A 26535-nucleotide genomic window follows, 5' to 3' on the forward strand; every position below is an offset into this window, starting at 1 on the left:
GCTTTTTTTTGTTTTCATAAAGGAGCATATATAGTGAAAAAATTAAAAAAAACTATGGATAAACAATCTATACAAACTATTGGCAGTGAATTACCTCGCTTGGTAGCTCATCGTAAACTACTGCAAACTTCTTTAAGCATTCTTATTTTAACCTCTGTATTCGGTCCGATCTCTAGTGTTCATGCTGCAAATGTGACAGCTGATATTACATCTGCAAAGGCTGATACTAACTCGGTTTCATTGAACTTTTCTGTAATTATGCCAGATAGTGAAGTGCTGTATAAAACCAATTTCGAATCTAATACATTTTCCACCTATTACGGTAGTGGCAGTAACCAAGGCAATCAATCTTATGTTCCTACAGATAAAGGCACCTCCTTACAAATTACTAATACTATTACTAACCGTAAAGGTAATGCGTATGGATATCCTACTACATCTAGCGATACAAGCTTGGCTCGAACTTCTATTGCGAGTCTTCAGCAAGGAGCACGACTTCAAGCTCAGTACGATATGCGTTCTTTGTCTGGATCAACGAATCAAAGTGCAGTCCAATTTAGTGATATTCGTGGTAAAAAAGGGCTTCAATTGACAGACAACAGTGGAAGGATGGTCCGCTTTAAAAATACTACATCTATTGTTCCAGTCAAACCAGCAAATACGCCTCAAATTATTCCTGTATATGTAGATGGAGGAACTCCTGATTGGCCTGACGGACAATTTTTAACTATACTTAGTTCAGCCAATACCGATTGGCACTGGGCAGTTGCTTATTACAAATATCAAGCCGCAACTCAGTCGCTGGTTCTTGACTCTTCTAATTCTTCTTTCTGGTATACAACGATTGGAGCATCGGGTATGACTAACAATGGGGAGTATACATTTCAACCGGGAGATTCCCTAATTACGTTCCCGTATGGAGATTTTGGTACCGGTATGTCTGATATAGGGTATCATCCAGATTGGGCAACTTACAGCCGTAGTCTTGATATTCCGGCAGATACGACACAGTTTGACTTAGGTAAATATGGAGCCAATCTTAGCTTCACCTCATCTACTAACGGTGTTATGCAAGTGGATGAGTTCAAAATCGGTTATGCTCAAAAAGCAATAATCTACCGAAATGGTCAACAGATTTATGCAGGTTATGATTCAAATTATAATGATAATAGTGCTGTAGATACGGAGAAACCTAATCAAGTAGATAGCCTGAACTATACATTCGTTCCTTCAAATAAAAATGTCGTTGTAACATGGGGAGCTCCAATAGATAATGGATCAGACTATACATACAGCATTCAAGGTCAATTACGAGATGGTTCGTTAGGTTCAATTCAAGATCCTACTCAAGTTAAAGTCACTTCGGGTATAGCAGGATACATTGTAACTCAGGATAATAATTCTAATGGAACCATTACATCTGGATCTATGACGACTTCTGCGACTCATATAGCAATCACTCCTGATGTTACTACTCCATTTATTCATGTAGCAGCAATCGATAAGAATGGTAATATCGGCCCGACACAGACGGTCACTTTAAATGATAATAGCCAACCCGAATTGAATTTATCGCTTGCTTCCAATCAATTAAATCGTCATGGGAATACGATCTATGTATCTGCTACTGATCCAGATACATGGATTACTAAGACCATGCTTCCGAATGGTAATCATGTAGCGACAGGAGTTACTTCGTATAATGTAACAGAGAATGGTGATTATACATTTACTACGTATGATTGGATAGGGAACCCGTCTTCCAAAACAATCACAGTTGCAAATATAGACAAAGAAGGTCCGGTAATTTCATTTACACCAGATGGATCTGATTGGCAAGCTAAGCAGGTTGATGTACATATTCTAACTGCTGATCGATCATTACAATCTGTTCGTTATTTGGTCAATCAACAGAGTACTCGTCCAGACATTAATGCGCAGTGGATAGAAGGTACCGAGAACTTTTCTCTTACATTACCAGCCGAAAAGCAGGGCATTTGGTATGTTCATGTCCTTGCAATAGATTCAGCAGGCAATGAGTCTTATGGACGCTCAAAAGAAATCAAAATTAAAGCTCTGCCAGAAAAACTGGCTCATGATGATATTCAGTTAAGCTCTTCATCATCAGGCAGTATTCAAGGGATATTACCATCTAGAGTAGATGAATCGTATGAAGTGATGAATCAACAAACAGGAAATATATTAAATATACCTGCTGGTAGCAACTCATTTACAGATACTAATTTAACACCGGGCACTTCATATACTTACATCATCACACCTATTAATGTTTCGGGTAGAGGTGAATCTGTAAGCTATAGTTATACTACTATTCCTGCTGCTGCAAGAGTAGAAGGTGCCTATCCATTATCCGAAACTTCTATGCGTGTACAGCTAGAATCTATTCTATCTGCTACTCATTACTTATATGAACTTGCTGATAAAAATGGAGTTGTCATTTCCAAAGGAATAATGAATACAAGTCGTGTATTCGAACAACTTGCTCCTAATAATAACTATACCTTGAGTATTCATGCAGTGAATGAATCGGGTCAAAGTCTGGAAAGTCGCTACACCTTTTTGACTTTACCTTCGCTTGCTGGTTTACATGTATTAGGGGTTGGAACTCATTTTGCACAGCTATCCTGGGACAATGTAACCGGAGATGTTTATTATGATGTAGAACGCGATGATAAGCATATTGTTACCGTTACTGAAGAAACGTATACAACCGTTACAGATAGCACCTATAACGAATACCATGTAGCTTATCCAGATTCAAATGTTCTATTTACTGATCATAATCTCATTTCAGGTACATCCTACAATTACTCTATTGCTGTCACTAATACATCCGGACAGAGTGATTTTAGAAATATCTCGTTGTGGACATTACCTGTTGCAACAGAGTTGATCAAGAAAAACATAGCTATAGACTCTGCTACTTATGTCTGGAGAGATGTACGAGGTGCCAAAGGCTATGATATCTATCTAGACGGTATCAAAATAGCAACAACAGATCAGGCAAGTTATGCGTTTACTGGACTGAATTCAGGTAGTGCGCATGTTGTTTCTGTTGTTCCTTTTAACGATTTTGGCACAGGAGAGGCCGCGAATACGACGTTTATTACACTGCCTGAATCGATTAATGAGGATTTAAATATTGAGAATATTGCTTATACCTCAGCACAAATAAAGTTTAGACCTGTAAAAGGAGCTTCTACCTATATTGCTACGATCAATGGAAAAGAATATACAAGTTCAACTTCCATTATTGATTTAAACGATCTAAAAGCCGGTGAGATCTATTCAGTACATGTATATGCTGTTAATGAAAGTGGAAAGTCTGCTGTAAAATCTCTTCAATTTCAGACAATACCGCTTGCTCCTGAATCGGGAAAAGTATATGCAAATACTAATGATCATCTTCAATTAGCATTTTCACCTTCTGAGGGTGCTCTATACTACCGTATCTATGATACGTATGGACATTTGATCCAAACCACCACTGACTTAAGTGCAAGCTTACCTAGCCCAGATGCTGGAGTTGTATCATCTTTTGGGATTGCAGCTGTAGGTAAAAATGGCGAGAGCCCTGAGCGTTTATGGATAGAATATCAGGGAGCACCTATTCCATCTCAAGCCAATCAAGCGAATGTGCTGAATATTCTAGATCTACAGTCTGATTATGCCACTATAGGTTGGGAACCTTTTAAAGGAGCGGTTTCGTATCATGTGTATGATGGTGATAAGTTGCTCTACACCGTTCAAGACAATCAGATGCGCCTAGATCATCTAACAAGTAGTACAAAATATAATAACTTTGGCATTCGTGCCGTTAACGCAACAGGAGTCATGGGAGACTTGTATAAGTTATCTTTCGAAACGCATCCTTTTTCAGGATTTCAATTAGATACAGCAGATATCACTACATCTTCAGCCACTATACACGCGCGAAATGGAAGCGATCTAGACACCTTTATTTTTGCAGACGGTAAACATGAGATGCAGCGATCATCATCACCAATGATTGAACTCAAGAATTTGTCAGATGCACATCGATACACCATAAATGTATGGACAGAAAATTCGGCAGGCATTCCATCGGAAGTACAAAGTATAACTTTTAAAACGAAAGAAAAAGCAGTAGGTAATGTGCCTTCTACCGTTTTAAATCCAGCCGTGACTATAGACCATCAGCATCCGGATAAAATAGTAGAGAATGATGCATCAGTATCTGTACGTCCATCTGCTAGCGATAATGATCTAGTCAATAGGTTTATTGACGTGAAGTCTCGGTACTCGGAAAGTGCCATTAATGATTTAGCTGATCGTGGTATTGTAAAAGGTGACGAATTAGGTAATTTCAATCCTACAGCAGGCATTACCAGAGCAGAATTTGTAAGTATATTGCTTCGTTCTAGCAATGAACAGCCTGACGTTTCAGCTGACTCTTTGCCAGTATCCAATCTATTTAATGATATCGACGGAAAATGGTATTCAGATGATGTAATGAAAGCAGCTCAGTTGAATTATATTGAAGGCTACCCCGATGGAACGTTTAAGCCAGATCGAGTAATCACTAGAGCAGAAGCAGCTAAAATTTTGCAAAGCTTTATGAAGTATCAGGGAGATGCTGTATATCCATTTACCGATGAAAAGAATATTCCTTCATGGGCAAAAGTAGCAATTAATAAACTAGGAGGAGAACTTTTTATCGGTTATGAGAATGGTCAATTTAAACCCAATCGGAAGATTACAAAAGAAGAAACAGCTGTGGTGGTTTATAGATTATTGCATAAGTGATAACATGAATAAATAGCAGGTGTTGCACATCATGTGTAGCACCTGCTTTTCTTCACACATTGAGTATCAAGGCTTTTAAAGTCTTGGTGCTTTTTTTATTTATGTACAAAATGATCTGCAATCCGAAAGAAGCAAATTGATGGAGGACAGATCATACAATAGAGTGTAGAAAATCCCAACAGGATTCTGGGTAGGTTTATGCCATCTAAATCTAAACATTCCTAACGAATATGTTTTTGGCAAAGCTGGATTACTATTAACTATTGCGAATAAATAAGAAATTACAATAATAGATTTGAGAATAATATTTATATTTTAGAATTTTATTCCATATTGACTATTTTATTGATGATAAATATACTCTTTGTAAACCATCTTGTTAATCTGTTGTTATTTGCTTTAATTCTATTTTTCCAAATAAAGTCGCATTCTAAATACCAATTCATCTAAGGGGAAAATAACTATGTTGCATATTACCGAATCGTATACTATTAAAACCTATCATACAGATACAAATCGATACATACTGAATGATTTTAAAGTTTGGATAACAGAGATATCTTTTTACTCAGCTATTTTAGCATGGTCTCAGCTCCAATCCAAGCTATTATGGAGCCAATTTTCAAAGTCTGGTCGTGATTCTCTATGACTTCAAGTAACGATAGGGTAAATATGAATAGTATTAGAGAGTTGCCTATTTCCAATATTCGTATTCTTATAGGTGCTCTATTTCTTATTGCGGGTTTTAGTAGCTTAATGCTTATTTCATGGGCATGGTGGGGAATGTTTTTGGGTGGAATTCTAGCGTGGATCACTGTTTTCGGAAAAGATAGCAAAAAAGCATTTGTAGCTCCTCGTGCATTATGGTTGATTCCAATAGGTGCAGTAAGTTATTTGATTTTGGGAATGCTTACTGGATTATTGTCTGTACAGCTTGGTTTTGAATGGAGTGCTAATCCAGCATCAGGTCATTTGGGTCAACTGGCTTTGATGATTCCATTTATGTTGATGGGGGAAGAATTGCTAGGAATAGGGATATTAGAAGCTGCGAGAAACAAAGGGCTCTCATTAGTTAGCAGTACGTTATGGAGTGCATTGATTTTTGCATTTCTTCATATTCCGTCTTATTGGGATGGCTCTTTCTTTTCAACATTAGTACACGTTATTTTGTTACAGGGTGTAGCACGAATTATTTTTAACTTTGTGTATATAAAAACTGGAAAAAGTATTTGGGGATCATGGTTAACGCATATGCTCGTTGATTTTTTTGCCTTATTATTCTAAAATGTTGAATCAAATTATAACCCTAGTTCAAACAAATGTTTAGCTAGGGTTGTTTATAGAGTATATTAAGGGAAGATATACATACGCATTGAACTGTAGATACTTTGTAAAGGATAGTTATAAAGTGTCTATACATACTTTTAAAAGGAGATGTCCTATGAGTGAAGAACAACGCATTTTTGATGGATTATTGTTTAACCCTGGTCATCCGGATCTAAAAAAAATTAAATTAAATGCTCACAAACTCAGCCATCAGTATAGTGACACTTATGAAGATCAGGTCGAAGAGCGTGAAGCATTGCTTAGCGAGCTGCTTGGAAGCAAAGGCGAACGGTGTTTCTTACAAGGACCTATCTTTTTTCATTATGGTCTTCATACTGAAATAGGGAATCACTTTTTTGCCAATTATAATCTTACGGTTCAAGATGATGCCAAAGTCACGATTGGACATCATACTAGTTTTGGACCCAATGTTACTATTGTTACACCTGTTCATCCATTTATAGCTTCTGAACGTCGACAGATGCTAGATCAGCACAATGTGCCGAATTCTTTATGTTATGCCAAACCTGTGCAGATCGGGAATGATGTATGGTTGTCTGCAAATGTAACAGTATGTGGTGGCGTAACCATTGGAGACGGATGTGTTATTGGGGCAGGTAGTGTCGTGACTCAAGATATTCCGGCACATTCTTTTGCAGCAGGGGTTCCTTGTAAAGTGATTAGACCCATTACAGAATCAGACAGTATGCGTCACAAACCAGAAGTATTAGCAGATTGCCATATCTTAGACAATGACTAGAAATAGTGAGGTGCAATTACAGAAATAGAGGTGTGAAAATGCGCAAACGAGTGATTAAATGGATTCTGGTGATCAGCGCAACATGTGTGATTTATATAGGAGTAGAAGTACTGCTACTTTATAATCACACTCCTACTTTATACTCTACGGTAAAGCGTCTCCAAGCTCATGCTCCAAAGATCGAAGCGTATGGGGAACATTGGACATATAAAGATACGGTGGATCTGAAAGAGGCGAAGCCCACAAAGTTTACGCAAGGAGAAGGAGCCTACAAAGACCAGATGTATTTTTACCCGGGTAGACCTAACTCTCCTGCAAATATTTTTATTAAAAAGCAAGGAACCGAATATTATCGATACATGCGCTCAACGATTATATTTTTTCATGGAGTATGAACAAGGTGAATAGGCTCATAAATAATAAGAAAAAGGAACACACTGGTTATACTAAAAGAGCAATCTCTAATGAGGTTGCTCTTTGGGTTATGGTTTATTTTTTCTAACCGTATATATGCAGTTTCTTCCTCCTGCTAAAATGTATTCCCCTCGTTCAATATGAACATTATTTCCTAGAACCGTTTGAAATAAATGTAACTCATTCTTGCATAATCCAGTACATACAGCAGCAGCTTCACAAATCGGACAATGCTTCTCAATTAATAAAAAACTACCATCATCCTGTGTCTTAACCTCAGCCATATAACCTTCAATGGTTCTTATCTCGGCTAATTTCTCCAGTTTCTCCCGAATATCTGATATACCTCCAAGATGCTGAAGATATTGTTCTTGCATATTTTTATTTCGAACATCCAGCAGTTTATCCAGCCCTTCATTGCCAAAAGCTTCTTTGATCGAATGAATAAGGCTGACGGATAAATCTGAATAGCCACTTGGGAAAAAACGGTTAGCGGCGGGAGTTAATACCCATAGCTTGGCGGGTCGGCCCATCGGACGGGATTCTTCCACATTCATAACCAATCCTTCTTCTTTGAGCGCATTCAGATGTTGACGAATCGCCATTCCTGACAATGAAAATTGAGAGGAGAGTGCTACAACATCCATTCCTCCTTGCTCCTTTAACAGATCAATGATCCCTCTTCGAGTACGGGTGGAGACATCCTTTTTGATTTGATTCTTGCTCATGGTACATCTCCTTTTGAATCAAGTTATTCTACATGACTCACTACATTTTAAAGAAAAATGTTGACAAAGTCAAAGCTGAGATGTAGTTTAGACTTTGTAAATAAAAATGTTTACTAAGTATCCGGGTACAATGTATACATATCCATTTTTTGCTATTTAAAAATCATTTGTTCACTTTACCAAATTATCTGTTATGGAGGTGTAGGAAATAAATAACAATCCGATTGGCATTTTTGATAAGCAACATAGGGCATTGACGATTGGTATTATGCTAGTTCTAACAACGGTAGCTTTCGAGGGACTGGCTATTACGACAATTGCAGCGAAAATGGCACAAAGCTTACAAGGTATTCATTTATACGGTTGGATTTTCAGTGCATTTTTGTTATCTCAGCTTGTTGGGACTCTGGTTATGGGGCAGCAGGTTGATAAGCGTGGCGTTTTTACATCTATGCTTGTATCATTTAGCATTTTTGTGCTAGGGACTGTAGTTTCGGCTGTTTCTTTTGATATGCACATGCTTATTGCAGGAAGGGCCTTTCAAGGTTTTGGGGCAGGAGCTCTGATTACCTGTGTATATACCTGTGTAACACTGCATTATTCGGATTCTCTTCGTACTCAAATTTTAGCGGCATTTTCTATGGCATTTGTCTTGCCTTCTTTAATTGGGCCTTATCTGGCAGGTCTTATTGCCTCATATATGTCATGGCGATTTGTTTTCTGGATAGTTTTGCCCTTGATTGGCTTAGCATTGAGTCTCACATTCCGCTCTTTCCGTGATCTACAGCTTCGGCAAGTGCTGACAGACTCAGTCCAAAAATCTGATTCGAAGACTCTTTATGCGATCCTACTTGCTATTGGAACAGGCTTATTACTCACAGGACTTGGTATGATCACGGATTGGATAGGAATAGTGCTTACTTTAGGTGGATTATTCATCATGATCCCACAAATGCGAAAACTTCTTCCTAAAGGTACTTTTACAGTGAAAAAAGGATTGCCTGCTACATTGGTTTCCAGAGGATTGTATGTAGCTTGTTATTTTACAACAGAGAGTTTTGTGATCTTGGCATTAACCGAAGTAAAGGGACTATCAGCAGATCTTGCTGGCCTTATTGTAGCAGCAGGTTCTTTAAGTTGGTCCGCCGCCGCATGGTTGCAAGCCAAGCTTGATGTACGAGATCAAGGTCGTGGTCGCAAAGGTAGAGTGATGGGAGGTATCGGGATTATGATCGCAGGAACTGTAATTGTGATCTTAGCCCTTATGTTGTCAGATGGTGGAATTTTACTTATTCTGCTTTCGCAAATGATTACCGGATTCGGTGTTGGACTGGCTAATCCTACTACTGCGGTCATTGCTTTACAGCATGCGGCTCCTAGAAAAGAAGGAGAAATGTCTGCAAATCTGCAATTCGTAGATTCCTTCTATATAGGAGTAAGCATCGGAGTTGGAGGTGCTCTAATCGCTTTGTCAGAAACGTTACATTGGGGCATATCGGCAGGCGTAATGATAGTGCTTATCCTCCAATTACTTTGGGTCTTATTGAGTTTTTTAGCATCTTTACGAATAACAGAAAAAAATTAGAGTGATGGGGAGGTGGACACCATAGCACGTGTATTAGTTGTCATTACTCCGGCTGAAGGTCATGTAAATCCGTCGTTAGGATTAGTTACTCAATTGGTTGATAATGGTGAGCAAGTTGTCTATGTGTGTACAGAGGAGTATCGTTCCCGAATTGAACAGACTGGAGCTCTGTTGATTACATACCCATTCCCACAAGATGCCTTTTCGCATGATCCAGTGTTAAAACCACAGGAATACAAGCATCCTTATCAGTTCACTTATATGATGGTAGCGGGTATCATTCAGAGGATTATACCCGAAGTACTTCGAGTGATCGAAAATCAAAAGTTCGATTATCTGATTTTTGATTCACTGATGGGCTGGGGAGGGACTATTCTTGCTGAAAAGCTAGGAATACCTGCGGTGTGTTCGATTGCTTCCTTTGCTTTTATCAATCCGTTGGGAGCTGAAAAAGGCGTGAAAGAACTGGACACAGATACGAAGGAACTGTATGAGGCTACAATGAAGATAACGCAGGCGTTAGCGCAAGAATTTCAAGTAAGCGTTCCTTCTATAGAGGAGATTCCAGCACATGCAGGGGAGTTAAAACTTGTGTATACAAGTCGTTATTTTCAGCCATATGCAGAAAAAATGGATAATCGCTTTATTTTCACGGGGCCTTCGATCATACCTCGTCAAGATGTTCAGACGTTCTCGTTCGAGCTCCTTCGCGAACGTTACCCGCAAACAGTGTACATTGCTATGGGGACTATTTTAAATAAAAACTTGGAGTTTTATCAGCTTTGCTTTGAAGCCTTTGGGGATATACCAGTAAATGTGGTGCTGTCTTCAGGAAGATACACAGATATGGAGCCATTGGCTGATCAAATTCCTTCTAATTTTATCGTCATGCCGTACATTGCACAGTTGGATATGCTACAGCATACGGATGTTTTTATCACTCATGCCGGAATGAATAGTGCGAGTGAGGCGCTCTATTACAACGTTCCGTTAGTCATGATTCCACTAACGTCGGATCAGCCGCTTGTAGCCAATCGAGTAGAGGAATTGGGAGCAGGTATTGCTTTAAATAAACATAAGCTGAGTGCAGCTGATATGAGAGAGGTCTTATTAGAAGTCCTAAGCAATCCATCTTATAAACAGCAGGCTTGCATCATCGGTGAATCTTTACGTCAGGCTGGCGGTTATAAGCGAGCCGCTGAAATGATTATGAGTCATATGGCTTCATTTCATAGCAAGATCTCGAATACGAAGTTGACTAATAAATAAGTTGTTCGTGCATAAGGAACTTTCATTCGAAGTAAGATGTATTAGTAATCGAAACTCAAACAGCAGTAGGTTTTGATCGAGTTGAATGGCTAGAACTTTGAGAGTTGTTCTTATGAAGAACAACTCTTTTATATTGCTATATAATTATGTTTATTTAGCATATTACTTAACTGAGGAATGTGAGAGGAACCGACCAGAAGAACGTCAAATAGAGAGCTTCCAAGCTATGATAGGATGGTCAATGTAATGCTAAGAGTTAGAATGAATATACTATTATCTTCTGCAATTTCTTCCAGTGATGTAACGATTAATTTACCGAGACCATATTGGCGATAAGGTTTTAGGATACATATTCGATCTAATTTACCTATACCATCTTGAATAATAATTCTGCCTGTTCCGGCAGGCAGTTCATTAAAATAGCCCAAGATGTGCTCACACTGTCCATCTAAACTATCATGATCATCAAACTCAACTTCAATGGGTATATTTTGTTCTTTCACAAACACTTCTTCTCTTATTTGAAAAGCGATGTTGGGCCCCTCAATGGAGTCTATTTTTTTTGATTTCATTTCTTATCATCCTTCCAGAAATTCATTTTGTAATTAAAAAAAATTAAATAACAATTGCTTCTCACACTTGTATGCGATATATTGCATATAATAACAATTGTAAAAAGGATGAAAACGCATGCCAATTCCTCAAGATTTTGCCTTACCTGTCCGTATGTCTGCAAAGGAGAGAGCATTTTCTCAGATTCAGCGTTGGATTATTGATGGAACCCTGCAACCCGGTGAAAAGCTGATTGATGCGGAAATGGCTGAATCGCTTGGAGTTAGCCGGACACCGGTTCGTGAGGCATTTCAATTACTTGAAGTTCAAGGTCTCGTGTCGATGCATCCAGGCAAAGAAACAAAAGTAACGACTATTGAGAAAAATGATATTTTTAAGATGTATTCAACGATGGCGGCTCTTCAAGCTTTAGCTGCTGAAATTGCCGCTCCAATTATTATTCCAGAACAGATCGAGAAATTAAGATCCATCAATTCGGAATTTGCAAGTTCTATTAAAAGTGGACAAGTGTATCAAGCGATGGAGGTCGATGAGCAATTTCATAATTATATTGTGGAGCTCTCAGAGAATTCTTACGTGGCTACATTTAATACATCTCTTCAAATTCACATTAGACGTTTCAAATATGTGTTTTTAAAACAACCGATTACAGCTACACTGGCTTCAGTCGAAGAACATGAGTTGATCATTAAAGCTTTTGAAAGTAAAAATAGTGACGATGCTCATATACTAATGAAACAAAATATTATTCGTCCGATGCAGGAACTGTACGATATATTTTGAAATGAGGAGTAAACAATATGGAAAATAAAAAAGATCTTCGTATTCGAAGCAAGGTAATCAGTGAAGGAGCTAACCGCGTACCGAACAGAGCGATGCTACGTGCTGTTGGTTTTCAAGATGAGGATTTTAAAAAGCCAATGATCGGTATAGCGAGTACGTGGAGTGAAGTAACACCATGTAATATGCATATTAATGATTTGGCAGTACAAGCGAAACAAGGCGCACGTAATAACGGCGGTGCTCCATTGATTTTCAATACGATTACCGTGTCTGATGGGATCTCGATGGGTCATGGCGGGATGTTGTTCTCACTACCAAGCCGGGAAGCTATTGCTGATTCGATTGAAATTGTGACCGGAGCTGAGCGTTTTGACGGCGTGGTTGCGATCGGTGGTTGTGATAAGAATACGCCTGCATGTCTGATGGCTATTGGACGGATGAACATTCCTTCCGTGTATGTATATGGAGGAACTATTCAACCCGGTAAACTCGATGGTAAAGATGTAGATATCGTTTCGGCTTTTGAAGCAGTAGGACAATATCAAGATGGTAAAATAACAGAGGAACAGCTGCATAAAGTTGAATGTAGCGTATGCCCGGGTCCAGGGGCTTGTGGCGGCATGTATACCGCTAATACGATGGCAGCAGCGGCAGAAGCACTGGGCATGTGTTTACCTGGTTCTTCTTCGACATCAGCTATTTCAGCAGATAAAGCTTTGGAATGTGAAGCAGCCGGTAAACAGGTCATCTCACTTCTTGAACAGGAAATCTATCCAAGAGACATTATGACCAAGAAAGCATTTGAGAATGCGATCACCGTTGTTATGGCTCTAGGGGGTTCAACCAATGCGTTTCTCCATCTGCTAGCTATTGCACACTCGGTAGAAGTAGATCTAACCTTGGATGATTTCGAGCGCATTCGCTTGCGTGTTCCTCATTTGGCGGATCTGAAGCCAAGTGGTCAATATGTAATGCAGGATTTGAATGATATTGGCGGCGTTGCAGGAGTAATGAAGCTATTACTTGCTGGAGGATTACTTCATGGAGATTGCCTGACAGTAACAGGTAAAACGTTAGCAGAGAATTTAGCGGAATCTGCTCCACTTCAGAATGATCAAGAGATTATACGACCGCTTAATAATCCACTCAAGCCCAATGGACCACTGGTTGTACTTCGAGGAAACCTCGCTCCTGAAGGTGCTGTTGCCAAAATGTCAGGCATGAAGATTCAGAAGTTCTCCGGTCCGACCAAGGTTTACGACAGCGAAGATGAAGCGACAGTAGCAATTATGAATGATGAAATTAAAGAAGGAGACGTCGTGGTTATACGCTATTGTGGTCCGAAGGGTGGACCTGGTATGCCTGAGATGCTTTCCGTTACAGCACTCATCGTAGGAAAAGGGCTTGGTGGGAAAGTCGCCCTCATCACAGATGGTCGATTCTCGGGTGGTTCACATGGATTTGTAGTCGGCCATGTATCACCTGAAGCACAAGTAGGCGGACCAATCGGTTTGCTGCAAAATGGGGACATTATTACGATCGATAGTGATATCCAGGAGATGAAAGTTGAGATATCAGAAGAGGAGTTAGCCACTCGAGCGCAAGCGTGGATACAACCGCCGCTGAAAGTAAAATCCGGTGTACTTGCCAAATATGCCAAATTAGTTTCTTCTGCTTCTAAAGGGGCAGTAACTGATTTGATGGAATAGAATATAAAACAAAAGCAGCCGATTATCATGATCGGCTGCTTTTGTTTATTTCCGATTCTTCCAGTGCTACTTGTAGGATGATTACTTGAGAATCCTTATCTTCTTGTACGAGATAGCGAAAGATGATGCCAGTAACAATTTTTTGTCATTGAAATCGAGTGTGAAAAATTCGGAGAATATGATGAAATCGTGCATAAGCCATTCTATCTACTCTCGCTTTATGATCCCCCGTGCAATTGCGTCCTCTTCAATATGAACGTTCAAAAGAACTGCTGGACTTTACTCCATAACTTGAAATAAGCTACTAACGTACCTTTAATCCATCTTCTATATATTGCAATAGCTCAGGTGAATGATTGTAATATCTTATTTTCATTTTTGTTAAAAGTTCAACAGCTTTCTCACCTCTAATCTCATCGAGTGCACAAGCCAACTCTATGAGCTCATCTTCCGACAAGGGATCCGTCTCTGTTGACTGTTGTAATAAAAACTCTAATAGAAACAACCCGTCTTCATTTTCCAATCCACCAATGATATTGATCAGGACAAGCCGTATACTTTTTATACTAAGCAGATTCTCGACTGTATCCAAAGTATAGCGAGGGTTTCTAAGCCCAATCGCTATAAGAGCTTCTTGTAATTCATAGTCAAAATCATTCGAATCAATGCGTCCTAACTCAGGAGGATGTAATAAAATATCAATTAAAATATCGAACGAATCGTCTCCAAAAGTATCATAGATATCCGTTTGCATTTTAAGAAAATCCTCATAGGAATCCATTTTTTGGAATGGCCCAATTCCATCGCATAAATGTTTGATACCCTCTACAATTGTATCTCTGTCGTTTCTTATCATATATAAATCTCCTTTTAACGTACTATTCTTCCGTTATATCCGTAGGTGCCCGCCAAGCCACAAAAGCGGTTGCTGAGGCAATCTAATAAAATTACATGCGTAATGTTTAAAGCAATAATAGAGAGGCCGCTTTTTTGATAAATAACGTTATCAGCATATTTTCTATTAAATAAAATCTGATATAAGAGTATACTTCTTAAATGAAAAGGTAAATCATTTATAATATTGGGATAGCGGGGGAGAACTTAATATCTCTCTAGCTACTCTACATATTATGCCTATGTAATTATTTGCAAACTGCGATAATAAATAAAAATGCTAAATTGTCTTCAATTGGTGTTGTTCAAGAGGAAAATTTGCCGAAGAGCTGCATAAAGGAGCTACTTCGGCTTTCTTCAATTTCAAATGTTATAAACAAAATGGTAATAAGCAATAAACAAGCTGATCAAACTCAAAACAATAGAAGGGATTGCTTTAGCCAAAGCATCTTTAGCAATCACAATCAATGTAAATGCGGCGACTAACATCGTTCCACCTAAAATAAATCCTGCTAGAAGTGCCACTACAGGCACCCAGATTCCTATAATCATGCCGATTGCGCCAATAATTTCAAAGCTTCCTGTTAGTATATTGAAAAAAGAGGGGAAGCCAAATCTTTTGAACTCTTCAGCCATTTTGCCAGAAGCAATGTTGAATCCGGTCATTAAAAAGAATATCCCTAATAAAATTTGAATAATAATTATCGTAATGTAGATGAAATTCCCTTCTTTCATTTAAAATAAAAATCAATTAATTCATTTCCATGCCACCTGATACAGGGACATAAGCACCGGTAATAAAATCACTATATGAACTAGCATACATTACAACTGATTTTGCAATATCTTCTGGCTGTGCAATACGACCAAGCGGTGTCATCTGAGCCGTTTGGTTTTTAGCTTCTGCAGGCGTATGCAAAGTAGCATCAGTGGCAACCATTCCTGGAGATACAACATTGGCAGTAATTTGATAGGGTCCCATTTCATGGGCTATATAACGGACAAAAGAATTGAGTGCTCCTTTTGCAATGCCATGTGCGACAAATCCAGCTTGTGCAAAGTTGCTTAGTCCACTTGAAATAAAAATTAGTTTCCCTTTATTTTGCTGAATCATATGTGGTAATACAACCTTTGTGGATACAAAAGCTGCTTTTAACTCATCAGAAACTTTACGATCTAATTCATCCCAAGAAATATCTAAAAACGAAGTCATTGGAAAAGAAATAGATGCATTACTAACGAGTATATCAATATGTCCAAAATGCTTGAGTGTGTCCCGCACAAGCGAAGACATTTGCTCTTCATTTCTAGCATCAGCTTGAATCGCTATGGCTTTACCACCATTTTTTTTGATATCCTCTACAACCTGCTGAGCTGCCGCAGCATTGCTAAAATAGTTAACCACTACTTTAGCATGATGTTGTGCTAGAAGGCATGCTGTTGCAGCTCCAATTCCTCGACTTGCTCCCGTAACGATGGCAACCTTATTATTTAACAAAAGAACGTCCTCCTTGTAGGATATAAAGAATATCTCAAACGACTATTCTTCATCCATAACATTAATATATAAACGATTAAGAAAAGATTGAAGTTGTTCGATTTCTTCTACTGTAAATCCTCTAGTGACATAGTCATGTGCTTCTTGTACTGTAGTCAGTAACTTTTTTTTGATATCTGCTCCTTTAGTAGACAGATATAAATGATGAGAGCGTTTATCTTCTAGATTAGCTACTTTTTTAATCATTTCTTTACGTTCGAGAGAATGAATCATACGAACAACCGTAGTTTGATCACGATCGATCGCTTCAGCGAGTTGCTTCTGATTCACTGCACGTTCCGTATCCAAAATGGAGATGATCCCCCATTGATCAGGTGTAATATCATAAGGGCGTAACGTTCTCATAAAATAGTTAGTCATTTTCACATCTGTACGATGTACAAGAAATCCAGTCAGTTGGTGTAAATTCATCGTATCACCTCGCCATTTCTCAGATAGTAATTTTGTCTGAATCATACGAGATGTACTATCTACTGTCAATCTAATACCGGATTGGACATTGTAATGTGATATCACTAATTGATGTTGACTATAATGAAATTTTAATCCATCGGTAATATATTCCCATGTCAAAACATATCTAAACTTTGTACATAGCAATGACCTAAATTCTGTTCCTTTAAAAAAGAAACACCAAGTGCTCCATATAAACGTGAGGGATCTTTAGAGTGTATAGATAATTGATGGATATTAAGTGGAGCATCGACAACTTCTGTCCAAGTAAATCCGCAATCTGTACTATAAAATAAACCTCCTTTTATATGCTATAGCATGTATAAATGAATCCTTTATCAGTCTAATCAATGTGATAACTCTAGTGTAAAAGATACATTTCAAGTAAATTCATGCACTATTTTTTCGTCTTCAACAATTAGTACTTTAGAGATTTTATTACTTATAGATCTTCCTTTCCATTTAGATTAGTTAATCAACTAGTGAATTAGAACAAAACAAGCGGGTATCAATCATTTATATGCTATAGCATATATTAAATTTTATATTCTCTTTTGTCAAATAAAATCTAATTTTTTCTAATTAGTTGTAGAATTAGAGAGCATTGGCGGTAGATGATAAGATGAGAGGGGAATTGAGTAAAATGGAAACAGTTTGAACGTATTATCCTAATTATGTTGCTACTTGTCTTAATCAGGTAAATAATAAAGACGATCTTTTGCTCATTGTAATCATTAGATAAAGCACACAAAATCATATTTATGAGGAGTACAAGAGAGCAGTTGGAGGTTGAAAGCTCGCCAGCATATACGATTTTAGTAAAGAAATACTCTGAAATATTAGGTTCAGACGCTGGATCAAGAATTAAAAAATTTGAGGATATAATGTCTGGAAGGATATATGTTAGTTCAATTTATTTGGTTCAGTAAAAGTTAAGCATGAATATACTTTTCATAAATAGGCTTTATTTTATGAAGTGAATTATATTGAATGATGTCATTCGCATCGACCATATACGTATTTATCATCTAGCGCAACTACGCATAACTATTTTTGTGAATGATCATGCTTTAAAATGTCAGAGAGAATTTTTTTACAATAAACAGTAACAGGTGAATAGGCGCATAAGTAATTAATATAGTTATATCGCTTACATATACATATGTACAAAATACGAGTTTTGTGATTATGTATAAGATATTTGAGAATACTGATGTTTTATACTATTTTATATGCATAGTTATTACTGATATATTGTATATTCTGCTAGCTTTTTATTATTTAATAATTGCTAATCTTAATTTTCTTATTGCCGCTATTTGATACTTTCAATATTTAATTGCATTGGTTACTAAGGTTATTATATTAGAATACTTATTTATTGTTTAATTTAATTCATCTATTGATTCTAGCAAATTGCTTATTATTTTTTCTATGTAAAGCTACTAGAAATTTTTGTGAATTATCTAAAAAGATATTACGCTCTCCACGCTCAATTTTGTACCTTTCAATGGACATTATCATTATTCCATCCTGATCCACATCCAATCCAACATAGTCATCACCCGATGAATTGAACTTCACAGCTACAAAGACGCCATCTTTTGAGGTTAATCTGTAATAATCAAAATTTGTATGATTTGAGTAATGCTTGTTAGACTTTGGTGAAGCTTGATATTCAATTGTTATGTTCATTATATAAAAAGACCTCTTGTAAGTTCAAAAAATGTACAAGAGGTCTCCCAAAAACTTGATTTAATAATTAGCTTACAGCACGCAGTCTTCAGACTTTGATTTTGCGACCTTTCCAACTCACGGAACGGAAAACATTCACCCTGATAAAGGAATATAAATAGATGCCTATAAAAAACGCAAACCATATCGGGTAAACAATAAAAATCGCTTTTTTGAAGTCCCCGACTCTGCCGGCAAACCATCCTGTCTGAATGGCATACAGGACATACAATATCCCGCTCAACAGGATCGCAGCAGGATTCCATCCTATTAGGGAAGAAACTAGAGCGGATGCAGCAATGAAACTGCCGGATATCCATAAGATGACCATGGACATGACCACCGGATGCGTCGATTTGGAACCGACGGCAAAACTTTTACACCAGCCCTCGATCAGACTGCCAATGCCTTCGGGATACATGCGCAGAGATATAATACCTTTTCCCCCCAGGCAGCGTACAGGAAGATTTTGTTCAAGAAACGCCTCCCCTAGTGCCAGATCATCCATGATGGCTCCTTCAATTTTTTTATGCCCTCCAGACAAAAAATAATCATCGCGATTGCATAAAATACACGGACCGAACGAACCGGCCGTTTTAAAACGCGAACCCCAAATGGTAAACAGATTCATTCCGGTTACAACGATAATGTTAAAAATAACAGAAAGATGTTCATACAAGCGCTCTACCGTATGAAAAGGTTGTAGCGCTGTAATACCTCTGGCTCCTTTTTCCTGATAAAACTGAAGCAGTTTGTTTAGCCCCTCTGGGCTTTCGAATTTGGTATCCGCGTCCAAAAATAATAACCAGCTTCCTTTAGCTTGTTCGGTGCCGTACCAGCAGGCTGAGGATTTCCCCGCTCTTTCGTTCTGCAACACCTTTGCACCGAAGCTTTCCGCTACAGCAGCGGTCTTGTCCGATGAATCGTCATCCACAACCAGAATTTCGAATGAAGTAAACCGCTGCTCCTGTAGAGATCGCAGTAAAGGCACGATCCTGCTTTCTTCATTTCTAGCAGGAATAATAATAGATAGAAATGGTAGATTGGTTGCATCCGTGGAGGAGGCAAGAGGTACAGGTAGCGACCAGAACACGAGGAAGCCGACTATCACTGTTCCGAATCCAATCGCTAGTTTGATAATGTCCAAAGTCGTTATAACATTCGCCCCCTTTCTTTATTTCACCGAATAATCAAACAGCTTGCCTGTATCATCTTGGATCAATTCTTGGGCGGCAATTTTGGCAGACAGAAGTACGATTGGAACGCCAGCGCCGGGATGTGTACTGCTTCCAGTAAAGTACAAATTTTCGCAATCGCTCGCTTTGCTTTGCGGACGGTAGTGGTTGCTTTGTTTTAAAATAGGCTGCAAACCAAACGAAGCACCATTATACGCATTGAACTTGGAACTAAAATCCAGCGGTGTGATATGCGTTTCGGTCACAATCTCATTATCCACATTTTCAAAACCACGAATCTTTTTCAATTCATTTAAGATGTAACTGCGATAATAAGTAACCGTCTCCTCGTCCCACTCATAATTGGATTCGGTTGCATTTGATACAGGCATCAGAATATACAATCCATCTGTTCCTTCAGGAGCCATGGAAGGATCTGCTTTTGACGCAATATACACGTAAAAAGAAGCATTCGTCAGTTTTTTTCCATCAAAGATATCATTGAGATTCTGGTCCATATCCTCATTGAAAATAAAATTATGCACATGGTCAGTTTCTTCATACTTGCGGTTCATACCGAGGTACAGCAGAAAACAGGAGCAAGAATATTTCATACTGTCAACTTTCTCGTCGGTATACTGTCCTTTGGCAGACTTGTCTTGTACCAGATGTTTGATTGCATAAGGAAAGTCTGCGTTGCAAACAACATAATCCGAAGAAATGTTTTGTCGGTCCACGACAATCCCTTCCGCTTTTTGATTTTGAATAGATATCTGCTGTACATCTTGGCCGTAATGAATGATTCCTCCAAGCTCTTTGAAGAGTCTTTCCATCGATAAAGCCATCGTATACATCCCACCCTTAATAAACCATACTCCATATAAAAATTGAAGCATCGGAATCATTGTATAAAAAGAAGGACTAGTTAGAGGTGAAATGCCGATATATAACGTTTGAAAGCTGATCATCTGTCTCAGCCTTTTGTTCTTGATATACCGACCGACAAATTTATCTGCGGTATCGTAAGGTTTTAATTTTATTGCCTTTTTCAGCATTGGGAGGTTATAAAAGTCACTCCTTTTACGGAAAGGTCTGGGAAGAATATAATTTTTAGCAATGATGAATTTTTGATAAATTTCATGCAGATACCGAAAAAAGCCTGCTGTATCTTCTTCACTGATCGCTTCGATCGTTTTGGTCAGCTTGGTCATATCGGAGGAAATGTCAAAAGGCTCATCAGGAATATCACTAAAATAAGCCCGATAAATCGGATCTAGTTTTTCCATAGGAATATAATCGTCCGGGTCGCGGCCGCACACTTCGAATAGTTCCCGATAGATTTCTGGCATCATCACGATGCTAGGTCCCAAATCGAATTTGTATCCTCCGTCCAGTTCGATCCGGTTCATTTTACCACCGGGTGTCAAACCTTTTTCGTAAATTTCTACTTGGTAGCCAGCAGCCTGAAGCCTGATGGCAGAGGCAAGACCCGCCACCCCGCTTCCGATGACAATTACCTTTTTACTCATACAAAATCCTCATTTCCACATCCTATTTTCTTTGTTCCGATACCGATTGTTTACAGAATCCTCTTTCTCAACTTCTTCAAAGCTTTCATGTTTCGTTCCGAATAAGGCGGGAATTTGCCCGGAAAGCGTAGATAATGGTACGTTCGAACGCTCGTTTTTTCATAGCTAAAAGCCAAAAATCCAGCTTTGCCATGGTAAGCGCCGTATCCGCTTTGGCCAACTCCGCCAAACGCAATATGGGGACTCGCCGCATGATGAATGACTTGATTAACGCTGATCGTCGAGGAACGCATATATTCGTTAAATCGCCCAATCTGATGTTTGTCAGTGCTGAATATGTATCCAGTAAGGGCATCGCGCTGAAGACTGCCACCGGATAATAACGAATTCAAATCGGTATAGGGAATAACCGGAAGAACCGGACCGAAAATTTCTTCTTCCAGAACGGAACTTCCCGGCTCAATATCCGTCAACACGGTTGGAGCGATAAACCGGTCGGCTTGATCATACGCACCGCCATACTGAACTGTGCCCTGTTCGATAAAATTTATCACTTTTTGAAAATGGGCTTCGGTACAGATTCGCCCATAATCTTTGCTTGTCTGAGGCTGCTCTCCATAGAAATCAGAAAGCACCGTAGAAATTTCAGCCAGCGTTTTTTCGTAAACGGAGCGCTGAACAAAAAGGGTATCCGGCGCAATACAAGTTTGGCCGGCATTGATGAATTTTCCCCATACAATGTCCTTAACAGCGGCTGCCGAAAAACCCGTTTCATCAAGAATACACGGGTTTTTCCCGCCGAGTTCCAAAATTACTGGCGTGAGCTGCTTGGCTGCCTGATCCGCCACCAGCTTACCAGTTTGCCCGCTGCCTGTGAAAAAAATCAGATCAAACGGTGCTGTAGTCAGCAGGCTGGCGGTTTGCGAATCTCCTGTTACCACGTGCAGTTGTTCAAGCGGAAATACCTGATTGATGATTTCTTTTAGCAGCTCGGCTACTGCTGGCGCATATTCGGACGGCTTGATAATACAAGAGTTCCCTCCAGCGATAGCTCCGATCACAGGCATTAGGGTAAGCTGGACTGGATAATTCCATGAACCGATAACCAGTACACTTCCGTACGGATGTCTCTTTTTTCGGAGTGATTCGATATAGCCTAATTTCAAGTACCGGGAACCTCGGGTACGATTCCATTTATTGATATGCTTGCAAACGTAATCGATTTCGTTCAACAGAACGGCAATCTCCGATGAAAAAGATTCAAATGCCGGCTTACCCAAATCGGAATAAAGCGCATCCGTTAATTCTTTTTCGCGTTCCACAAGAATATTTTTCAGCTTTAAAAGCTGTTTTTTACGCATCTCGTTTGAAGGGCTGCCTTGGCGCAGTAATTCTTCACGCTGCTTTTCAGGCAAGGTCTTCAGAAAATGATTTTCATTGTCTGGCATGTGAAACATCCCTCTGCACAATTTTTTTGCTGACCAGCTGGCCGCTTAACGTAACCATCGGCATTCCGCCGCCCGGGTTTACCGTTCCGCCTACAAAATATAGATTGTTATAGCGTTCGCTTTGTTTGGCATGCTTGAATCCTTTATTTTTTTTACGATTTGATACCGTTCCGTAAATAGCACCGCGGTCAGAGCCATACATCTTTCTGATATCTTCTGGTGTCCACATATCTCTGGTCACGATATTGGCTCGCAAATCGTGTAAGCCCATTTTTTCCAATTTGATCAGAACTCGCTCGGCGAATTGTTCATAGTCCTGCTGAGTAAATGGTTTCTGATCCCGTATGTAAGGAATATGGGGCAATACTTTGATATTTTCATGTCCTTCAGGAGCCTGCGACGGATCGGTTTTATTAACATTAACCAAGTAAATAACCGGATCCTCCGGCAGGGTATGTTCATGGAAAATGGATTGCATTTGCTGCTTCATATTTTCCGCAAAAAAGAAATTATGATGGTGAAGCTGAGGGTAGCTTTTTTTCACGCCTAAATGCAAAACAAGACCAGAACTGGCCGGTTCGAATTTTTTCTTTAATTTGTCTACAAAGCGGCTGTCTTCATCCAGTAACCGTTCGTAAACCGGGATGACCTCCATATTGGAAACGTAATAATCCGCAGTCAGCTTTGTTCCGTCTTCCAAAAAAGCTCCTGTGATTTCGTTATTGTTTTTTTCGAGTTTGACGATGGATGTCCCGAGATGGAAATGAACTCCCACTTCTTCAGCCAGCTTCACCAAACCGTTTCCCAGTTTATTCAATCCACCGGGTACATACCATAATCCCTGATCATGCTGCATGTAAATCATCATATTCAAAACGGCGGGTGCGTCGTAAGGCGAAGAACCTACGTATTTGATGAAGTAGGACAGCATATCGCGCAATTGTTTATTGCTGATCCGCTTGTCGATTGCTCCATGAACAGTAGAAAACAAATCGAAATTTTTTAACGCACCAAACAGACTCGTATGCTTCATAATTTCTCTTATGTTATCTACACCATGCTTAAAATAGGTTTTGTCCGTCATATTGTAGATCCTTTTGGAATATTCAAGCAGATCCTGATACTCGCGTATATCTTTTTCACTCAGGGAGTCGTTCTTCTCCTTCATGTCCTGTAGATTTTCATATAAGTCGATGATGTTTCCATCAGGAAAAAAGGAACGCCATTGATGATTCAGCTTTTCGATCTGCACATAGTCCTTCATTGATTTGCCACTGGCAGCAAACAAATTCTCAAACACTTGAGGCATTGTCAGAATAGACGGGCCCAAATCAAAACCGAAACCGTCCTGGTCCAGTCGGTTCAACTTCCCTCCGATGTGATTGTTTTTTTCATATAAAGATACCTCATATCCTGCCTGTGCCAGCGAAATTGCAGCTGACAGTCCTCCAAGTCCGCCTCCGATAACCACTACGTTTTTGTTTGTCGTTTTCACTTGTCTTGTTTCTCCTTCCATCAATCAAGAATGGTGTTCATTGTTGCGCCAAGCCGGCACATGTCTTACTTTATTCTGCATACCGCTCATTCGCCGTTTCTCTGATTTTACGTGCAATCATTTCCCAGGCTTCCTCCGCTTTTTCTTTTGGACCCAGTTGGGTAAAAGCGTGCTTGCAGTCTTTGAATACTTTTTCCTCAATATGTACCCCAGCTTCCTTTAATTTCTCTGCATAACATTCCGCTTCCGGCCTGAAAGCATCATGTTCTGCGATGAGAATAAGGGCAGGTGCCAAATGGTCACTTACGACAGCGCGAACCGGAGAAGCAAGAGGATGTTCGGCTTGACCTTTTTCCGGGACGTAGCACATGTTCAAAAAGTGAGCGGCCTGGGGATATCGTGCCCGCCATTTGTCCGTTTCCGGCTTGTTGGCATGAGGAGTCGCAAAATCCAGCATCGGGCATGACAACACTTGAAGCAACGGTTGCTTTTCCTTTTTTTCCTCCAAATAGAGACAGAGCGCAGCGGCCAGATTGGCTCCTGAACTTTGTCCGCCGACCATCATTTTTTCCGTGTCAATGTTCAAATCGTCGGCTCTGCTCTGGATCCACCGAAATACTTCATAGACTTGTTCGAGTGCGTTGGGAAAAGGGTACTCCGGCGCTTTTGCGTACTCCACATTCGCAATGATGCATGCTGTCCGGTTGGCCAGATAACGACAGTACGGATCGTCCATCTCCTTTTCGTGCATGATGAACGCTCCCCCGTGAAAATTAATATACAACGGGAGTTTTTTCAGTTTGGATTCCGAGGGATAGTAGAAGGAAATATCCGTGAGTTTTACAGATGTCTCTACTTTCATCTCTTTTTTTTCCTTCACTGGCTCGAAGGGAAGCATCGGCATCTTTTTCGCCTGATTGGGGAGAAGACGAAGTAACCTTGCAGCCATACGGGTAAACGTGAACATAAGGATAACCTCGCTTTTTTGCCATTTAAACTAGAAATGAATCGTTTCTAACTTTAGTTCTCTAATGCTATTACCCTTTTTTCCTTTAAATATACTAACTTTAAAAAATGTCACGTCAAATACTGATTAATCAGCGTTTGACGTGACATTTTTGTGAAGAATACTTTATACGTAAAAAGCACCACTATGATTTACGAGAAAATTTCCAACCCTAGCAAAACATACATTGTCTATGCCAACTCTGCTTATATTCTGACATTAAGCCCAAAAAACAGATTGTTTTCGAAGAAAGCGAACATTTTCTTAACACATTAGATTAGAACATATGCTTCACAAAGCTCTAAGCCTTACGAAGCATATATCTCTCACTCAGCTTGGATAGCATATCTTTCGTCATCGCCTTCAAGTCATAGCGGGCATGAAATCCCCATTCTCTTGTAGCTGCCGTTGCATCAATAGAATGCGGCCAACTATCTGCGATCGCTTGTCTCTTGGGGTCCACATTATAATCAAGGACGAAGCCAGGAATCTCCTCTCGAATCGCCTCAGCGATTGCCTCTGGGTCAACACTCATTGCGGTGACATTAAATGAGTTCCGATGTACTAACCGACATGAATCCGCTTCCATTAAATCAATGATAGCGTCTAGTGCATCTGGCATATACATCATGTCCATATTCGAATCCTTCGCAATATATGATGTATACCTTCCAGCCGTCACGGCTGCGTAATATATTTCTACTGCATAATCGGTTGTTCCTCCACCGGGAGGTGTCATATAAGAAATTAAGCCGGGGAAGCGTAATCCTCTTGTATCCAGACCATATTTATGAAAATAATAATCACACAGCAGTTCACCCGATACCTTATTCACACCGTACATCGTATTTGGTCTCTGGATGGTATCCTGCGGGGTATTATCTCTTGGAGTCGAAGGACCAAAAGCTCCGATCGAGCTAGGTGTGAAGAATTGGCAACCGAGCTCTCTAGATACCTCAAGTGCATTCATCAATCCGCCCATATTCAGATTCCAGGCAAGCAAAGGCTTCTCCTCTGCCGTTGCTGACAGCAATGCAGCCAAATGAATGACAGTATCGACTTCATATCGCTTGGCGATTTCGAACATTGCCTTATCATTCGTCACATCTAGCAGCTCGAATGGTCCAGAGCGAGTGATTTCGTGGGTAGATGATTTGAGATCTGTAGCAATAACGTGATCTGTGCCATATAGCTCACGTAACTTCATCACTAACTCTGAACCGATCTGACCGAGTGCTCCCGTTACCAATATCTTTTTCATCAGACATTCCTCCCGAAGTAGACTCCCAC

Annotated in this window: 20 protein-coding genes and 1 pseudogene; 8 read left to right on the forward strand and 13 right to left on the reverse strand. The window is 39.5% G+C overall.

Annotated features, from left to right (window positions below):
• The first annotated feature begins 33 nt into the window (after positions 1-33).
• The 4 genes from RCP16_RS07650 (at position 34) to RCP16_RS07665 (ending at position 7287) form a co-directional block, all read left to right on the forward strand.
• Entirely contained in the window at positions 34-4806 is a 4773-nt protein-coding gene (locus RCP16_RS07650; RefSeq protein WP_308642056.1) for an S-layer homology domain-containing protein, read from the forward strand.
• Between the two features lie 672 nt (positions 4807-5478).
• Entirely contained in the window at positions 5479-6090 is a 612-nt protein-coding gene (locus RCP16_RS07655; RefSeq protein ID WP_308642057.1) for a CPBP family glutamic-type intramembrane protease, read from the forward strand.
• 157 nt (positions 6091-6247) lie between these two features.
• Entirely contained in the window at positions 6248-6892 is a 645-nt protein-coding gene (locus tag RCP16_RS07660) for a sugar O-acetyltransferase (protein WP_308642058.1), read from the forward strand.
• A gap of 38 nt (positions 6893-6930) precedes the next feature.
• Positions 6931-7287: a hypothetical protein gene (locus RCP16_RS07665; RefSeq protein ID WP_308642059.1), complete on the forward strand. Its 357-nt coding sequence runs from the start codon at positions 6931-6933 to the stop codon at positions 7285-7287.
• Positions 7288-7374: 87 nt separating this feature from the next.
• On the opposite strand, the gene RCP16_RS07670 is transcribed toward RCP16_RS07665, so the two are convergent.
• Positions 7375-8034: a helix-turn-helix transcriptional regulator gene (locus RCP16_RS07670; protein WP_308642060.1), complete on the reverse strand. Its 660-nt coding sequence runs from the start codon at positions 8032-8034 to the stop codon at positions 7375-7377.
• 268 nt (positions 8035-8302) lie between these two features.
• On the opposite strand from RCP16_RS07670, the gene RCP16_RS07675 reads away from it, so the two are divergent.
• Both RCP16_RS07675 and RCP16_RS07680 read left to right on the forward strand, forming a co-directional pair.
• Positions 8303-9619 carry an MFS transporter gene (locus tag RCP16_RS07675; RefSeq protein WP_308642464.1) on the forward strand — a complete coding sequence of 439 codons (1317 nt, stop codon included), beginning with the start codon at positions 8303-8305 and terminating at the stop codon, positions 9617-9619.
• 21 nt (positions 9620-9640) lie between these two features.
• Entirely contained in the window at positions 9641-10888 is a 1248-nt protein-coding gene (locus RCP16_RS07680; RefSeq protein ID WP_308642465.1) for a macrolide family glycosyltransferase, read from the forward strand.
• A gap of 275 nt (positions 10889-11163) precedes the next feature.
• On the opposite strand, the pseudogene RCP16_RS07685 reads toward RCP16_RS07680, so the two are convergent.
• A pseudogene (locus RCP16_RS07685) lies at positions 11164-11460 on the reverse strand (GNAT family N-acetyltransferase); the annotation flags it as partial.
• Between the two features lie 118 nt (positions 11461-11578).
• Between RCP16_RS07685 and RCP16_RS07690 the strand changes: the two are divergent.
• Entirely contained in the window at positions 11579-12244 is a 666-nt protein-coding gene (locus tag RCP16_RS07690; protein WP_069328872.1) for a GntR family transcriptional regulator, read from the forward strand.
• Positions 12245-12261: 17 nt separating this feature from the next.
• The gene (gene ilvD / locus RCP16_RS07695; protein ID WP_308642061.1) at positions 12262-13953 is read left to right on the forward strand and encodes a dihydroxy-acid dehydratase; all 1692 of its coding nucleotides are present in this window, start codon (positions 12262-12264) and stop codon (positions 13951-13953) included.
• Positions 13954-14257: 304 nt separating this feature from the next.
• On the opposite strand, the gene RCP16_RS07700 is transcribed toward ilvD, so the two are convergent.
• The 11 genes from RCP16_RS07700 to RCP16_RS07750 form a co-directional block, all read right to left on the reverse strand.
• Positions 14258-14809: a hypothetical protein gene (locus RCP16_RS07700; protein WP_308642062.1), complete on the reverse strand. Its 552-nt coding sequence runs from the start codon at positions 14807-14809 to the stop codon at positions 14258-14260.
• A 401-nt stretch (positions 14810-15210) separates the two neighbouring features.
• Positions 15211-15582 (reverse strand): DoxX family protein, encoded by a 372-nt coding sequence (locus RCP16_RS07705; protein ID WP_308642063.1) that lies wholly within the window; start codon positions 15580-15582, stop codon positions 15211-15213.
• A gap of 16 nt (positions 15583-15598) precedes the next feature.
• The gene (locus RCP16_RS07710) at positions 15599-16345 is read right to left on the reverse strand and encodes an SDR family NAD(P)-dependent oxidoreductase (protein ID WP_308642064.1); all 747 of its coding nucleotides are present in this window, start codon (positions 16343-16345) and stop codon (positions 15599-15601) included.
• A 42-nt stretch (positions 16346-16387) separates the two neighbouring features.
• Positions 16388-16816, reverse strand: a complete 429-nt coding sequence (locus RCP16_RS07715; protein WP_308642466.1) for a MarR family winged helix-turn-helix transcriptional regulator — start codon at positions 16814-16816, stop codon at positions 16388-16390.
• 1437 nt (positions 16817-18253) lie between these two features.
• A complete protein-coding gene (locus RCP16_RS07720) occupies positions 18254-18553 on the reverse strand; it encodes a hypothetical protein (RefSeq protein ID WP_308642065.1) in 300 nt (99 codons plus the stop codon).
• A gap of 88 nt (positions 18554-18641) precedes the next feature.
• Positions 18642-19739, reverse strand: a complete 1098-nt coding sequence (locus RCP16_RS07725) for a glycosyltransferase (RefSeq protein WP_308642066.1) — start codon at positions 19737-19739, stop codon at positions 18642-18644.
• Positions 19740-19766: 27 nt separating this feature from the next.
• Positions 19767-21296 (reverse strand): phytoene desaturase family protein, encoded by a 1530-nt coding sequence (locus RCP16_RS07730; protein WP_069327557.1) that lies wholly within the window; start codon positions 21294-21296, stop codon positions 19767-19769.
• 50 nt (positions 21297-21346) lie between these two features.
• Positions 21347-22744 (reverse strand): aldehyde dehydrogenase family protein, encoded by a 1398-nt coding sequence (locus RCP16_RS07735; protein WP_308642067.1) that lies wholly within the window; start codon positions 22742-22744, stop codon positions 21347-21349.
• Positions 22731-24239, reverse strand: coding sequence for a phytoene desaturase family protein (locus RCP16_RS07740; RefSeq protein ID WP_308642068.1), 1509 nt, complete (start codon positions 24237-24239; stop codon positions 22731-22733). Before RCP16_RS07740 ends, RCP16_RS07735 begins: the two co-directional genes overlap by 14 nt.
• 70 nt (positions 24240-24309) lie before the next feature.
• On the reverse strand, positions 24310-25188 hold the full coding sequence (locus tag RCP16_RS07745) for an alpha/beta hydrolase (protein WP_308642069.1): 879 nt from the start codon (positions 25186-25188) through the stop codon (positions 24310-24312).
• Between the two features lie 358 nt (positions 25189-25546).
• Positions 25547-26506 (reverse strand): L-threonine 3-dehydrogenase, encoded by a 960-nt coding sequence (locus RCP16_RS07750; RefSeq protein ID WP_308642070.1) that lies wholly within the window; start codon positions 26504-26506, stop codon positions 25547-25549.
• Between the last annotated feature and the right edge of the window lie 29 nt (positions 26507-26535).

Source organism: Paenibacillus nuruki (assembly GCF_963311185.1).
Lineage (GTDB): Bacteria > Bacillota > Bacilli > Paenibacillales > Paenibacillaceae > Saccharibacillus > Saccharibacillus nuruki.

Excerpts from the sequence above, each read along its gene's own strand:
- ilvD (WP_308642061.1), top strand. The coding sequence starts at position 12,262 with ATGGAAAATAAAAAAGATCTTCGTATTCGAAGCAAGGTAATCAGTGAA.
- RCP16_RS07700 (WP_308642062.1), bottom strand. The coding sequence starts at position 14,809 with ATGATAAGAAACGACAGAGATACAATTGTAGAGGGTATCAAACATTTA.
- RCP16_RS07690 (WP_069328872.1), top strand. The coding sequence starts at position 11,579 with ATGCCAATTCCTCAAGATTTTGCCTTACCTGTCCGTATGTCTGCAAAG.
- RCP16_RS07745 (WP_308642069.1), bottom strand. The coding sequence starts at position 25,188 with ATGGCTGCAAGGTTACTTCGTCTTCTCCCCAATCAGGCGAAAAAGATG.
- RCP16_RS07670 (WP_308642060.1), bottom strand. The coding sequence starts at position 8,034 with ATGAGCAAGAATCAAATCAAAAAGGATGTCTCCACCCGTACTCGAAGA.
- RCP16_RS07675 (WP_308642464.1), top strand. The coding sequence starts at position 8,303 with ATGCTAGTTCTAACAACGGTAGCTTTCGAGGGACTGGCTATTACGACA.
- RCP16_RS07660 (WP_308642058.1), top strand. The coding sequence starts at position 6,248 with ATGAGTGAAGAACAACGCATTTTTGATGGATTATTGTTTAACCCTGGT.
- RCP16_RS07720 (WP_308642065.1), bottom strand. The coding sequence starts at position 18,553 with ATGAACATAACAATTGAATATCAAGCTTCACCAAAGTCTAACAAGCAT.
- RCP16_RS07750 (WP_308642070.1), bottom strand. The coding sequence starts at position 26,506 with ATGAAAAAGATATTGGTAACGGGAGCACTCGGTCAGATCGGTTCAGAG.
- RCP16_RS07665 (WP_308642059.1), top strand. The coding sequence starts at position 6,931 with ATGCGCAAACGAGTGATTAAATGGATTCTGGTGATCAGCGCAACATGT.
- RCP16_RS07705 (WP_308642063.1), bottom strand. The coding sequence starts at position 15,582 with ATGAAAGAAGGGAATTTCATCTACATTACGATAATTATTATTCAAATT.
- RCP16_RS07735 (WP_308642067.1), bottom strand. The coding sequence starts at position 22,744 with ATGCCAGACAATGAAAATCATTTTCTGAAGACCTTGCCTGAAAAGCAG.
- RCP16_RS07715 (WP_308642466.1), bottom strand. The coding sequence starts at position 16,816 with ATGAATTTACACCAACTGACTGGATTTCTTGTACATCGTACAGATGTG.
- RCP16_RS07730 (WP_069327557.1), bottom strand. The coding sequence starts at position 21,296 with ATGAGTAAAAAGGTAATTGTCATCGGAAGCGGGGTGGCGGGTCTTGCC.
- RCP16_RS07655 (WP_308642057.1), top strand. The coding sequence starts at position 5,479 with ATGAATAGTATTAGAGAGTTGCCTATTTCCAATATTCGTATTCTTATA.